Below are 12193 nucleotides of genomic sequence, written 5' to 3'. Positions count from 1 at the left end.
TAATAAGAGTGAATTAGAACAGTTTTGGATGGTAGATGTTCTTTTTTAATCCTTCAGATTGTTTAAACTTTGCCCTGTTTATATAACATAGTAACGTTTATTGATAAAACAAACTGAAATGAGTAAGCATTATATCACTTGTCAAAAGTGTAAAACAGAGAATGTCAATAGTGATTATTGTACGAATTGTGGAGAGATAATCAATGTGGTTTTACGCCGTCAAATGGAACAACAAAGAGTTGTCAATGAAAGAATACAAAAAGAAGTAAATAGAGAACTAACTAGTTTTGAGAAATTTACTCGTAGAATGCTCAAGCACCCCAATCCTTTTATCAGAGTGCCAGCTATGATAGTCAATGCTATATGGGTGGTAGGGGTATCTATCATGGCTGGGATAGCTTATCTTATTGGATTTATAGCAGCATAGTAGGTCGTTTAGTTTTTAAAAATTAGAATGAGAGGAGCTGTTACAACTTGTAATCGTTCCTCTTTTATACTTGTATGAAGAAAACACTTTTCTATATAGCCCTTTGTATTTCTGTTGTTATCTATGTTTTGCAGAAATCTCATATTGCTTTACCTGCTTGGGTTAACAATTATGTCAATGATTTTCTGACTCTACCGTTGGCATTGAGTATCTGTCAATACATATTGAGGAAGTTAAAGAAGCAGGCAGATCTTCTATTACCTCTATCGCTTATCCTTTTTGTGGTTTTATATTATAGTGTTTACTTTGAGTGGTATTTACCTCAGCACAATCCTCGTTATACGGGAGATTGGTTAGATTGCTTGATGTATTTTAGTGGAGCAGGTGTATTTTATCTTCTTAATAATACTGTTTTATTCCGCTTTCGAGAAGAAAATCGCTATAAATAGCTAGCTATTATATGGGGATATTTTTTTACTTTGTATAAGTAATAGTTGGGATAAATCCCTAAACATTGATACTTGTAAAATCGTCAGTATGTTTTATTATCTCAATCCATTAGTGACCATTATTTTAGTCTTAGTAGTTCAAATATTAGGGTATTTAATCTTCTATAAAAAGGGAATTAAGAGGTAGAGATATGCATTATCTGCTCTTATTTTTTTCTTATTCCTGATTGTTTTTCCTTCTGTATTTGTCTCAAAATTATACCCAATAGATGAGTTCTCTGGCTCTAGATGTGGTATGGTTGACCTAGGTGTATACCTGTCTTTTTGGTTTATAGGGATAGGAGGAATGCTAGTAATTCATCTGTTATTTTGGGCTTCAAATAAGTTTTTTTGTACTAATAAGGACTAGAAAATACGCCAAACCAACCTTTCTTTTAACTAGCTTTAATTGTGTTAGTTATCTTTTTATATATTTAGTTGTATTCTGTATTTTGCTTATTTACAGTGTTTTGTGTAAGTGCGTTGTTTTGATTATGGAATGACTACTCTTACTGTATTTAGAGCATTTTAAAGCCTTCTAATGAAATATTTTCATTATTACACTTCCTAATAACTCTTGTGAGGTGTGGTTCTTTTAGTGTTCTTTATAATACTTTTTACTGTTTTGTTAATCGTTTTGAGAAGTAAAATGAGGTGTTTTGAACCTCATTTAATACTATAATAGCTGTCTTAGTATGGCTTTTTAATACAATCACACTTCTTTTTTTGCGCCTCCTTTATATTTTAAATAACCCTTTTTTGGTAGAGTAGATAGAGGTGCTTTACCCTTTTTTGTGCTTCTATTTGGCAGAAGTATAGTTGTGGTATAATTCCTTTTTAACCTCTGTTTACTTTATCAATTAGGAGAGGTCTAGTCATTTTATCAAGTTGAGTATTATTGTTTTTTGTCATTCTGTATTTCTCTGCTTAAGTCTTAATAAGGTATTTGTATCATGAGTCTTTTTTACAATATAGCTAATTCTTGTTTTATGTGTCTTGTTGTTTTGTTTTTTAGTGTAATAAAGACATATTGTTTTATGTCGGTGCTGTTTTTATCAATAAATTATTCTGTTGAAATTGTTATTGATGATTTGTGTTGCCCCTTTAGTGTTTGTGTAAAATAGAATATATATAATTTGTTTTGTTGTGTAAATTATAACTATTCTATTTGATGTATTGGATGTTTTTTTATTGTATAAGGTGGCTAGTTAAGGTGAGTTTAAGCTTTTTAATCAGGTAGTTTCTTTGAGGTATTAATTTTATGTGCTGGTAATTTGGTTGATTTGACTTACTTTTTTAAAGATTGTTATTTTCTTTTATTACGGTAAAAAGTACTTTTATGTTGCTAGATCTGTTGCGTACGAATTGTAGTTCTTTTTATTTGATGAGCTTTAGTGATAAGCAATAAAGAAGAAGGGAAAGTATGTGTTTTTTTAATACATATATATAAGAGAAGAGTGGGAGATCGTGTCTGGTAGTTTTGTAAAAAAAGGGTGTTTTTGTGTTCTTATACCAATGCTTTTTTGTGTTAGATAAGGAGGTGTTTTGTATTCTATTTAAGAAGGGTTGGGCGATTTTGTATATTAAGTTATGTTGATTATATAAAGTTTTACTTTAAGTGTTGTTTAGCTCAAGTGAAGCTTGATGTGTTTTAGGGGAGTGGCAAATGTCTTGTTTTTGGGATAAAGATTTTTTGTCAAAATGGCAGTCTTTTTAGGAGATATTTTAATGTCATTTTTACTTGTTAAAAATGCTATTTTTAAAGTGAAAATATTTTTTGTTTGAATAAGTATGTATTTAAAGTAATATGATTTAAAACTTTATATGATTCTTGTAAGTTCCTGAATATTAATAATTACTATTTTATTTATTTGTTTTGTTTGTTTTTGTGTTTGATATTGTTGTTGTGATTACTATATTTGCAACAACAATATTTAAGTTATGAGTAGTGTAGAGAAGAGTTTTAGGGACTTTGAGAAGGTCTCAAAAGTATGGAAAAAAGCATTAGAAACATATTCTGAAGTGGAAATTTCTAAAAATGGATCAGCAGATCATTGGTCTTTAGGACAGATTTATTTACATCTAATTAATTCTACATTGTATTTTCATGGCAAGCAAATTGAGTGTTGTGTGAAGGCAAAAAACAACTGTAATAAGAGAAAGAATTTTAAGGGATTTATGGTCTATACTATATTAGGTAAATTTCCTCCTGTGAAGATAAAAGTACCTGCTTCGGATGAGTATACTCCTATCACTCCAGTTAGTAAAAAAGAAATTGAACTGGGGTTGCAGAAGGTTGACGAAATGATGTGTGTTTGGAAAGAATTATTAAAAAATGATTTGGGAGGAAAAACACCACATCCCGGCTTTGATTATTTAAACGCTAGTGAGTGGTTTAGATTAATACCGATGCATTGGGCGCATCACTTAAGACAAAAATCAGATAGAGATAATGAATAGATTTGGTAACTTATGTGTTTAATACAAGTGTTTTTTAAAATTGTAATAATTATTAATTATATTGTAATCTATGACTGATCAAATAAGTTTTCCGTTTAGTACTCCAGAGGAAAGTTCAGGATATTTGTTATGGCAAGTAACGATGTTATGGCAAAGAGCTATGAAGAGAGAATTGGATAAATTAGACATTACACATACACAGTTTGTTTTGATGTCTGCTTTGGGATGGTTGTCAAAAGAGGAGAGTAATGTTACACAAATAGATATTGCTAATCACAGTAATACGGATCGTATGATGGTGTCAAAAGTACTTCGAACCCTCGAAGAGAAGAAGGTAATTAAGCGTAAAGATCACCCTGTGGATACACGTGCAAAAGTGATTACTTTAACTCCGAGTGGAGTGGAACTTTTACAAAAAGCATTGAAGGTTGTGGAGGAAGTTGACAATACTTTTTTTAATGTATTGGGACCCTATCGTCCTATTGTTGATCTTAATTTGAAATTATTGTTTGAGAATCACAATCATTCAGAGAGTACTTCGACGAACGATGAGAAGTAACGTTTCTTAGGCGTGGTTTTTTGTTTAATTCAAAATAACTTGTTTTAAGAGCTTGTTTTTGTTTGAATGAACGAATATTTGATAAATGTGTAAAGTGTTTTAAAACACCTTTTAAAATGCGTTATGAAGTATGTGGGTTGCTTGTTTTGAATTGAGTTTTAGAAGACAATTGTGTAAAACAAAAAAGCCAAGGATAAGATTTCTTGGCTTTTTTGTTGTTAGAAGTAACATGAGTTGTAGTTTAATTATCTAACTTCTATTGTAGTTTCTTTATCTAGGCGATTTTTAGGAGTTACAGATGGTTGGTTAGTATCTTCAGAATTTCTGTATCCTATTGCTACAGCAAAAACACTTTTGTAAACTCCATCTTCATTGATAATCTTATCAAACTCTAGGGTATTAATACCCTCCATTGGTGTTGCATCAATTCCCATTGTACCACAAGCTGCTAAGAAGAATCCTAATGAAATATATACTTGATTTTTTAACCAAGCTGTAACCTCTTCTTCCGATTTAGGTTTTAGAAAATTATTGTAATACATTTTAGAACCTTCAGCTGCATTTTCTAAACGCAATTTCTCAAAGTATTCTTTTGTACTTAGTACATTGAACACAATTAAGTGACTAGCATCTTCTATCTTTGTTTGATTAAAAGCTGAGTTACTTGCTAATAGATTTTTTACTTCTGTGCTTTCAACAATAGTAAATTTCCATGGTTGGCTATTAATCGATGAAGGACTTAGTTGTAGTATATCTTTTAATTGTTCTATTTTGTCACCACTTATTTTTTTAGTAGAATCATATTTTTTAGTCGTGTATCTACTTTTAGCAATTTCTAAAAAGCTCATTTTTCTAATATTAAATTAAACTATCATTTTTATAGTTGCAAACTTAAGTATAGTGATTTATATTTGCAATAACGGTCAAAAAGTATAGTAACTGATGTATAGTATAGACGATAAAGATTATCCTTGTAGTACGAGTGTGACGATGAGGTTTATAGGAGGTAAATGGAAAGCTGCAATTATAAAGTACCTTGCCGAAAAAAAGAGATACAGTGAGCTTAGAAAAGATTTGGTCAATATCACAGAGCGTACTTTGAGTTTACAACTTAAGGAGTTAGAAGCAGATGGTATTGTCATTAGAACAGTGTATACTAGTAAGCCTCCTCTAAGAGTAGAGTATGAATTGTCTGATTTTGGAAGAACATTGCTTCCTCTTATCCAGACTATTTCTGATTTTGGAAAAGAGATTATCAAGAATAATGACAAGGTGCACGTGGTGAGTCCACCTCCTTGTTCCCTAGAATAACTTAGAAAGGATATTACAGAGATGTAGTATCTTTTTTTTGATTCTGTGTTTAGGGAAAAGGAATAAGTGTTATTTTAGTTGTTTAAAAATGAATTGGTTATGGAGGAAGTGAAAGAACCTTTTGTGTTTAAAGGATACCAATATGAGGATTTAGACTATGCCATTGAAAACTTTGTGAATGAATATGACTTGCCTTTAGATCCTCAGAAACTTGCGGAAGTAAGGAATGTGGCTGAGATATTAGATTTAATAGTTAGCTATTTTAAGCAAGAGAAGAGAGAGGATTGTACTTCTCAACAAGCTTTTTATAAACTAAGAACAATTCTTCACAAGTATACAAACGAGTCTGATATAAAACCGAATACTCGATTAGAAGAATTATTTCCTAAACAGAATCGCATTGAGAATATCAAAAGGGTAGAAGAAGATTTAGGTTTTAAATTAAAGGTATTTAAACCCAAGGAATACAAAGTTTTAATGTTGTGGTTGTTCTTTTTTGTTTTAGTCATTTTTGCTTTTTTTCAACAATTTCTTCTTGTGACATTAGGTATTGTGGTATTATATTTTTTAAGAGGAATTATATTTGAGAATGGAGAAGAGTTTAAAGTTGATACAGTAGGTGAGTTGGTCAAACTAATGGTTGAGAAAAACTATTTTAAGAGTAGAAGAGATCCTAATACAATGAATGAAAAGGAGCTTAGAGAAATGATTGCTAAGTATTTTGCAGATTGTTTAGGTTTAGAAAGGGAAGAGTTCTTAAATGCTAAGTTTGGATAAAATAAAGATATAGATTATGAAGAAATATTACATACCTGGAATGATCAGTATCATACTACTGCCACTTATGTGTATGTGGTATTTTAGTTATACTAATTCGTATAAGGCTTATAGTGCTATAGTTGTTCGTATGGGAGAGGGTATTGGTGCATGTACTTTTGATGGAAATATTCCTATTGAAAAAATGACTTTTGTTGATTTTAGTTTAAATGGAAATATTGAAAATGATGCTTCAACTGTCAATAAAATAGTAAATGAAATAGACAAAATAGCACAGAATGAAGATTATGATAGTGGAGTTAATATTTTGCTAGGAGAAAAAATGGAGTATGCTAGTTATATTCGTATACTAGAAACGCTTTACCTGAAAGGAGGAATGTATATAGTGCTTGATGATAAGATAATTTGTGTACATGATAAATATTATAATGAAAATATTAATATGCTAGATGATATCATAATTGTTGACTCTATTACAAACGAGCCGTTATTTCCTGAGTTGAAACGCAATCGTACAATGGAGTTTTATGAACAAATGGGTAATAAGAAATACTTGATTCTAGGTAGTTTCTTATTATTAGTCGTTTTTACTTTTAGAGATTATATCCCAATTAAAAAGCATAGAGAGAAAAAATAACAAAGTCGAGTATCATTAGATATTCGACTTTTTTGTTTCTTACTACTCAGCGTCCCGTTCCCTGATTCTCCTATATCCACTACTCTTAAAGAAATGTGAATGCCTATTTTATGGTAGTATAGTCAAGATTTGTGCTATTCTTGATGGAGAAGTGTTTTTACATTTGTACCGTTAATAAAGGGGGCGTGGCTAGTATGTGATTGGTTTTGATTTATTAACAACAGCAATTCTTAGAAATACCACTTTAAAGTATTTTGTAAAGAAAAGTGAAATTAGTGTCTATTCAAACCGAAAAGAATAGTACTGACCTAATCAGCGAGAATCCACACTAATCAAAAAACAGTTTAACTGTAAAGAATTACTTCAAGTTTCACAGTTAAACAAAAAAGGGTCTAAAAATTGTAGATACCTTTTTATCTGTTATAGTAGAGTATATATAGAATTAAAATGTAAAGCGATGCATGAATTGTCAATCGTGAAAGATATCTTTTCTACACTAGAAGAGCACTATGAGGCTAAAGTAGAAGATATTCAGAAAATACAGGTCACAGCAGGGTTGTTATCTAATGTACAGCCTGTGCTGATACAGAACGCCTTTGATGCCTTTATCATCGATAATGAGGTCTATAGAGACATGGAGTTAGAGGTGGTGGTCAATGATATCATAGCGCATTGTCACAGTTGTGATAAAGAATTTAAGGTAGAGTATCACCGATTTGTTTGCCCATGTGGTACTCCGTCAGCTGATATTGTACAAGGCAACGAATTATATATTTCAAAAGTAATATTTAAACAATCATTATAAATCATTATTTATGGCATCGAATCCAAAAAGTTTAGGAAATCGCGTAGGTTCATTACAATGTGATAATACCACATTACACTTGTTAAAAGCAAATGACTTTGTAGCTAATGCTATTAGAGAACGCTTAAAGAATGTTTGTGTTATTAATGTTTGTTCTTCTCCTGGTTCTGGTAAGACGACTTTAATGCAAGAAACAGGTAAACGTCTAGGAAAAGACTTAAACATATCAGTATTAGTAGGAGATCCAGAGACTGATAGAGATGCTGTTCGTATGAAAGAAGTGGGGTTAAATGCACTTCAGATCGTAACAGGAGGAATGTGTCATATTGAAGCACAGATGATTCTTCAAGCTTTAGATCATATTGACTTAGAAGGAACGGATTTATTATTCATAGAGAATGTAGGGAACTTATTATGTCCATCTGCTTTTGATTTAGGAGAAGACTATAGAGTTACTTTATTAGCGACTACAGAAGGAGATGACAAGCCTAAGAAATACCCTCGTATGTTTTTGACTAGTGAATTAATGTTAGTGTCTAAAGCCGACTTACTTCCTTATGTTCCTTTTACAGTAGAGAATGTAACGAAAGATGCTAGAGAGGTTAACCCAAATATCGAAGTATTGACAATCAGTACAACGAATGGAGAGGGGATAGACGAGTGGTGCGAATGGTTAAAAGAACGTGTAAAAGCTAAAAAAGCAAACGCAGCAGAGTAACTCACTTATGCAACAAACAATTTATATAGATGATATTCAACCTCGTGAACGAATTGTTGAGGGAATAGATGTGTTTGAAATCGAATGGTTCGAAACACAAAAGCATCTATTTCATCGATTGACTACTAACGGGGTTGAACTACATCTACTGAAGGAGAATAGGGACTGGCAACACGCTGATGCATTGTATTGTCAAGGAGAATTAATAGCTCAACTAGTTGTTAAACCAACTTTAGCAATACAGTTTAAATCGGATAATGGGCAAGAGGTAGCAGATTTCTCTTTTTATATAGGCAATAGACATTTACCTGTATTTATAGAAGGCGATAACAGCTTCTTAGTGCCTTATGATGGTAATCTATATGAACAATTGGCAAACAAGTTTGCAAATAATATTGTCTTAGAGAAGAGACAGTTGTTCACACAACATTTGCTTAAAAAGAAATACAGTAAATAGGGAACTGAAAACTGAAAACAGGAAACAGAAGCCTGATAGTACTGTAAACCGTAAACTGTAGACCGTTAACTGTAAGCTGTTAACTGTAAACCGCAACTCAGTTGTCGCAGATTTGCAATCTGTGACGAGTAAATTCTAAGAATTATGAAATTAAGATATTTATTAACTGTATTGTTTTCACTTGTATTATTACAATCGTGCAAACAAAGTACAGAATCAACACAATCTACAGAACCTACCTCAACAGAGCTTGTAGCTATAGACAGTCGTGGTAAAGAGGTTCGTCTATCTAAGCCTGCTACTAGAGTAGTGGCTTTATACGAGGCTCTGGTAGATGATGTATTTATGTTAGATGCACAAGAGAAGTTAGTGGGGATCCCTCAACAAATTTATTTGAATGAAGATACTTTCTCTTTTCTATCTACTTTAGATAGTCGCATGGCTAAGAAAGAGATTGCCACACCTACTTTCGGTGGAGGGTCTTCTAATGTAGAAGCGATTATAGGACTTCAGCCAGACTTAGTCATCACTTTTGATCAAGATGCAGAAGCTGTAGCTCAACTAGAAGATTTAGGTATCGCTGTGTTTACCATTGCGAGTGAAGATCAAAAAGGAATTATCAGTGAACTTAAGGGAATAGGAACACTACTGGGGAAAGCTGATCGTGCTACTAAAATCACAGATTATATAGAAAAAGAAGTAGTAGAAATGGAAGCTTCTAAGGTAGAAAGTCCTAAAAAAGTATATTACGCTTGGTCTAAAGGACGAGTGCTTTCTACTTCGGGTAAAGGTACTTTAATGGATATGGCGATTACATTATCAGGTGCTATTAATGCATGCCCTTTAGAGATGCAAGCTCCTAATGTAGGAGCGGAGATGCTGTACAAATGGAATCCTGATATCATCCTTCTGTGGAACTCTAATGAGCGCGATGTATATGGGTTAAGCGAATTAGCTAATCTACCTGCAGTAGTAAATAAACAAGTAAAGGTCATGAAACCTTCATTCTTATACGATCCTCACACAGTGAAGTTTTTATTATTTGCCAAACAAGTTCGTCAATGGAGTTACCCTGAGTACACAGAAGATGCACTAAGAGCAGAGATAGATGAAGCGATGAATATATTATACAATACAAAAGGTCAGAAATAAACCATATATGAGATATAGCATTAAAGTTGGGTTATTGTGGGTTATCCCTATTTGGTTATTAATAGGGTCTCTTATGTTGGGAACTACGGGGACTTTATCTCCAGCAGAGCTATTTAGCCATACTGTGAAGTGGTTTAGCAGTTCAGAACTTTCTACAGACCCGATAGAGACGATTTTGTGGAAAGTGCGTTTGCCCCGTATTATCTTAACCTTTTTAGTAGGAGCCTCTCTTGCTGTATCAGGAGGAGTGTTACAAGCTATCTTTCGCAACCCTATAGTAGACCCTTTTACTTTAGGTATCTCTTCAGGAGCTGCCTTCGGAGCTGCTCTAGCTATGCTATTTCCTTTTATATCGATTAATCTGTCTGCCTTTGCCTTTGGGATATGTGCTGTAGCATTGACTTATACAGTATCTTATGCAGGGAGTCGTACTTCTATAGTAAGTATGGTCTTGTCAGGAATTATCGTATCAGGAGTATTTACAGCTTTGCTAACCTTGTTACAATATATGAGTGACCCTTATAAACTACAAGCTATAGTGCAGTGGACAATGGGAAACTTACACACTGCTTCTTGGTCTAAAGTATACACTGCATTTGCACCTATACTTTTGGGTTTATTTATAATTGTATTACTGCGTTGGAAACTTAACCTTTTGTCGTTAGGAGATAATGAAGCTTTAGCCGTAGGGGTGAACCCGAAGTATTTGAAGCTTGTTCTTATCTGTGTAGCGACGATGATTACTGCTTCTTCGGTAGCTGCAGTTGGAGTGATTAGTCTATTCGGACTGATCGTGCCTCACATGAGTAGAATGGTATTCGGACCTAATAACAATATTGGTGTTTGGGCTAATATCAGTATAGGAGGTTCTTTTCTATTGTTGATAGATGATTTCTCTCGTGCTGTAATGCCTTTTGAGATTCCAGTAGGCGTGTTTACCATGATTATAGGAGCACCTATATTTATTTATTTGATGAAGAAGAGTTTAACCAGTTGGAGCGTATGAGACAGTTGATAGAAATACAAGACTTAGTGTTCTCTTACGCTAAAGAAGTGGTCTTAGACAGGGTGAATGCGTCTTTTGAGCGAGGTAAACTCTCTATTATACTAGGGCGAAATGGAAGTGGTAAGTCTACGATGTTTAATATCCTAGCAGGTTTAGAAAAGAAGTATCACGGACAGGTGTGCTTTGATGGACAAGAACGCAGAATGATTAAACTTGGAAAAGAACAATATATGCGTATAGGATTCTTAAATCAGTTTCATCAGACTACTTTTCCCTTTACAGTGAAAGAAGTTATTCTAACAGGGAGGGCTTCTTTTGCGAAGTTTGCTCCTGCAGAACAAGATTTTCAAGAGGTAGTCGATATATTATCTCGCTTTCAATTATCTCATCTGATAGATAAGCCTTATACCTCACTTTCGGGTGGAGAGCGTCAGTTAGTCTTATTGTGTAGAGTATTAGTGCAAAAGCCAGAGGTGTTGATGCTTGATGAGCCTACTAATCATTTAGATTTACATTATCAGGTAGCAGTATTGAAGTGTATTAAACAATTAGCAGAAGAAGGTACTACTGTACTCTGTGTAATGCATGACCCCAATCTTGCGTTTATGTATGGAGAGCGATTTTATCTGATGCAAAATAAACAGTTGATAGATATTCAAGAGGTACAAGGGGAAGAGTTACACCGATTGTTAGAAGAGACTTATCAGTTGCCATTACACCGTATAGATAATCAAGGCAAACCTATGTTTATGCCTTTAATATAGTTGGTATTATGAATATTCAGATCAGTAAAGTAGAGTTACATCAAGCTCAAGATATAAAAGAATATGTCAAAGCATTTAGAAAAGGTCTTTTTCCCATGTTAGATAGTACTATAGTCCCCCAAGACCTTTTACACTTTGAACAGACTTATCTTTTACACCCTCATGGATGTTTTCTACAGGCAAGAGATCATGATGATAATATCATGGGTGTGATAGGAATAATGCCTTATGATTATCGTTTTGACTATTTAGATTATAGAGATAATCGTACCGTAGAGGTCGCTCGTCTTTTTGTAGAACCTGCTTATCGAAGAACGGGATTAGCAACCATGTTGTTTAATGCTTTATTAGAAGTAGCGAAGGAGAAAGGGATAGATATACTGTATTTACATACACATCCTTTCTTAACAGGAGCTTTTGAATATTGGCAAAAACAAGGTTTTCAACTCATTAAAACGACGATGTATGGTGAGTTTGAGACACTGCATATGGATAGAACAGTTAGGGATAATTAGTATAGATTGTAAACAGTGACTATGAGTTTACAGCACCTTCTGCTTTGAATAAGAATAGAGTAATTATAATATAAGTTCATGGTGAGTCCGTTATTTTAAGCTAAATAACGGACTCAC

15 protein-coding genes are annotated in these 12193 nt (G+C 33.2%); 14 read left to right on the top strand and 1 reads right to left on the bottom strand.

The features are described from left to right. Positions 1–118 precede the first annotated feature (118 nt). The 4 genes from AABL87_RS09360 (at position 119) to AABL87_RS09345 (ending at position 3934) form a co-directional block, all read left to right on the top strand. On the top strand, positions 119–427 hold the full coding sequence (locus AABL87_RS09360; RefSeq protein WP_006258246.1) for a hypothetical protein: 309 nt from the start codon (positions 119–121) through the stop codon (positions 425–427). Positions 428–501: 74 nt separating this feature from the next. Continuing rightward, positions 502–876, top strand: coding sequence for a hypothetical protein (locus tag AABL87_RS09355; protein ID WP_341277244.1), 375 nt, complete (start codon positions 502–504; stop codon positions 874–876). A gap of 1980 nt (positions 877–2856) precedes the next feature. Continuing rightward, the gene (locus AABL87_RS09350; RefSeq protein ID WP_071307580.1) at positions 2857–3375 is read left to right on the top strand and encodes a DinB family protein; all 519 of its coding nucleotides are present in this window, start codon (positions 2857–2859) and stop codon (positions 3373–3375) included. Between the two features lie 70 nt (positions 3376–3445). Further along, positions 3446–3934, top strand: a complete 489-nt coding sequence (locus AABL87_RS09345; protein ID WP_341277243.1) for a MarR family winged helix-turn-helix transcriptional regulator — start codon at positions 3446–3448, stop codon at positions 3932–3934. A gap of 245 nt (positions 3935–4179) precedes the next feature. On the opposite strand, the gene AABL87_RS09340 is transcribed toward AABL87_RS09345, so the two are convergent. After that, positions 4180–4782 (bottom strand): nitroreductase family protein, encoded by a 603-nt coding sequence (locus tag AABL87_RS09340; RefSeq protein WP_006258237.1) that lies wholly within the window; start codon positions 4780–4782, stop codon positions 4180–4182. A gap of 94 nt (positions 4783–4876) precedes the next feature. Here AABL87_RS09340 and AABL87_RS09335 point away from each other — a divergent pair, with 94 nt between their 5' ends. The 10 genes from AABL87_RS09335 (at position 4877) to AABL87_RS09290 (ending at position 12076) form a co-directional block, all read left to right on the top strand. Further along, positions 4877–5245, top strand: a complete 369-nt coding sequence (locus AABL87_RS09335) for a winged helix-turn-helix transcriptional regulator (RefSeq protein ID WP_006258236.1) — start codon at positions 4877–4879, stop codon at positions 5243–5245. 99 nt (positions 5246–5344) lie between these two features. Beyond that, positions 5345–6022, top strand: coding sequence for a hypothetical protein (locus AABL87_RS09330; protein ID WP_341277242.1), 678 nt, complete (start codon positions 5345–5347; stop codon positions 6020–6022). 16 nt (positions 6023–6038) lie between these two features. Next, positions 6039–6659: a hypothetical protein gene (locus tag AABL87_RS09325; protein WP_073145032.1), complete on the top strand. Its 621-nt coding sequence runs from the start codon at positions 6039–6041 to the stop codon at positions 6657–6659. A gap of 457 nt (positions 6660–7116) precedes the next feature. Next, positions 7117–7464: a hydrogenase maturation nickel metallochaperone HypA/HybF gene (locus AABL87_RS09320; RefSeq protein WP_131540990.1), complete on the top strand. Its 348-nt coding sequence runs from the start codon at positions 7117–7119 to the stop codon at positions 7462–7464. 10 nt (positions 7465–7474) lie between these two features. Continuing rightward, a complete protein-coding gene (hypB, locus tag AABL87_RS09315) occupies positions 7475–8182 on the top strand; it encodes a hydrogenase nickel incorporation protein HypB (protein ID WP_006258231.1) in 708 nt (235 codons plus the stop codon). A gap of 7 nt (positions 8183–8189) precedes the next feature. Then, a complete protein-coding gene (locus AABL87_RS09310; RefSeq protein ID WP_073145031.1) occupies positions 8190–8639 on the top strand; it encodes an urease accessory protein UreE in 450 nt (149 codons plus the stop codon). 144 nt (positions 8640–8783) lie between these two features. Beyond that, the gene (locus tag AABL87_RS09305; protein WP_006258229.1) at positions 8784–9791 is read left to right on the top strand and encodes an ABC transporter substrate-binding protein; all 1008 of its coding nucleotides are present in this window, start codon (positions 8784–8786) and stop codon (positions 9789–9791) included. Between the two features lie 7 nt (positions 9792–9798). Next, positions 9799–10797 carry a FecCD family ABC transporter permease gene (locus AABL87_RS09300; RefSeq protein WP_341277241.1) on the top strand — a complete coding sequence of 333 codons (999 nt, stop codon included), beginning with the start codon at positions 9799–9801 and terminating at the stop codon, positions 10795–10797. Next, positions 10794–11561, top strand: coding sequence for an ABC transporter ATP-binding protein (locus tag AABL87_RS09295; RefSeq protein ID WP_039329999.1), 768 nt, complete (start codon positions 10794–10796; stop codon positions 11559–11561). Before AABL87_RS09300 ends, AABL87_RS09295 begins: the two co-directional genes overlap by 4 nt. 8 nt (positions 11562–11569) lie before the next feature. Beyond that, positions 11570–12076 (top strand): GNAT family N-acetyltransferase, encoded by a 507-nt coding sequence (locus AABL87_RS09290; protein WP_016649130.1) that lies wholly within the window; start codon positions 11570–11572, stop codon positions 12074–12076. Positions 12077–12193 lie beyond the last annotated feature (117 nt).

Source organism: Myroides sp. C4067 (assembly GCF_038039665.1).
GTDB lineage: Bacteria > Bacteroidota > Bacteroidia > Flavobacteriales > Flavobacteriaceae > Flavobacterium > Flavobacterium odoratimimum.
Note: the sequence above shows the minus strand (reverse complement) of the source record. Positions and strands in the feature narration are given on the sequence as shown.

Excerpts from the sequence above, each read along its gene's own strand:
- AABL87_RS09305 (WP_006258229.1), top strand. The coding sequence starts at position 8,784 with ATGAAATTAAGATATTTATTAACTGTATTGTTTTCACTTGTATTATTA.
- AABL87_RS09310 (WP_073145031.1), top strand. The coding sequence starts at position 8,190 with ATGCAACAAACAATTTATATAGATGATATTCAACCTCGTGAACGAATT.
- AABL87_RS09350 (WP_071307580.1), top strand. The coding sequence starts at position 2,857 with ATGAGTAGTGTAGAGAAGAGTTTTAGGGACTTTGAGAAGGTCTCAAAA.
- AABL87_RS09290 (WP_016649130.1), top strand. The coding sequence starts at position 11,570 with ATGAATATTCAGATCAGTAAAGTAGAGTTACATCAAGCTCAAGATATA.
- AABL87_RS09360 (WP_006258246.1), top strand. The coding sequence starts at position 119 with ATGAGTAAGCATTATATCACTTGTCAAAAGTGTAAAACAGAGAATGTC.
- AABL87_RS09325 (WP_073145032.1), top strand. The coding sequence starts at position 6,039 with ATGAAGAAATATTACATACCTGGAATGATCAGTATCATACTACTGCCA.
- AABL87_RS09330 (WP_341277242.1), top strand. The coding sequence starts at position 5,345 with ATGGAGGAAGTGAAAGAACCTTTTGTGTTTAAAGGATACCAATATGAG.
- hypB (WP_006258231.1), top strand. The coding sequence starts at position 7,475 with ATGGCATCGAATCCAAAAAGTTTAGGAAATCGCGTAGGTTCATTACAA.
- AABL87_RS09340 (WP_006258237.1), bottom strand. The coding sequence starts at position 4,782 with ATGAGCTTTTTAGAAATTGCTAAAAGTAGATACACGACTAAAAAATAT.
- AABL87_RS09320 (WP_131540990.1), top strand. The coding sequence starts at position 7,117 with ATGCATGAATTGTCAATCGTGAAAGATATCTTTTCTACACTAGAAGAG.
- AABL87_RS09300 (WP_341277241.1), top strand. The coding sequence starts at position 9,799 with ATGAGATATAGCATTAAAGTTGGGTTATTGTGGGTTATCCCTATTTGG.
- AABL87_RS09295 (WP_039329999.1), top strand. The coding sequence starts at position 10,794 with ATGAGACAGTTGATAGAAATACAAGACTTAGTGTTCTCTTACGCTAAA.
- AABL87_RS09355 (WP_341277244.1), top strand. The coding sequence starts at position 502 with ATGAAGAAAACACTTTTCTATATAGCCCTTTGTATTTCTGTTGTTATC.
- AABL87_RS09335 (WP_006258236.1), top strand. The coding sequence starts at position 4,877 with ATGTATAGTATAGACGATAAAGATTATCCTTGTAGTACGAGTGTGACG.
- AABL87_RS09345 (WP_341277243.1), top strand. The coding sequence starts at position 3,446 with ATGACTGATCAAATAAGTTTTCCGTTTAGTACTCCAGAGGAAAGTTCA.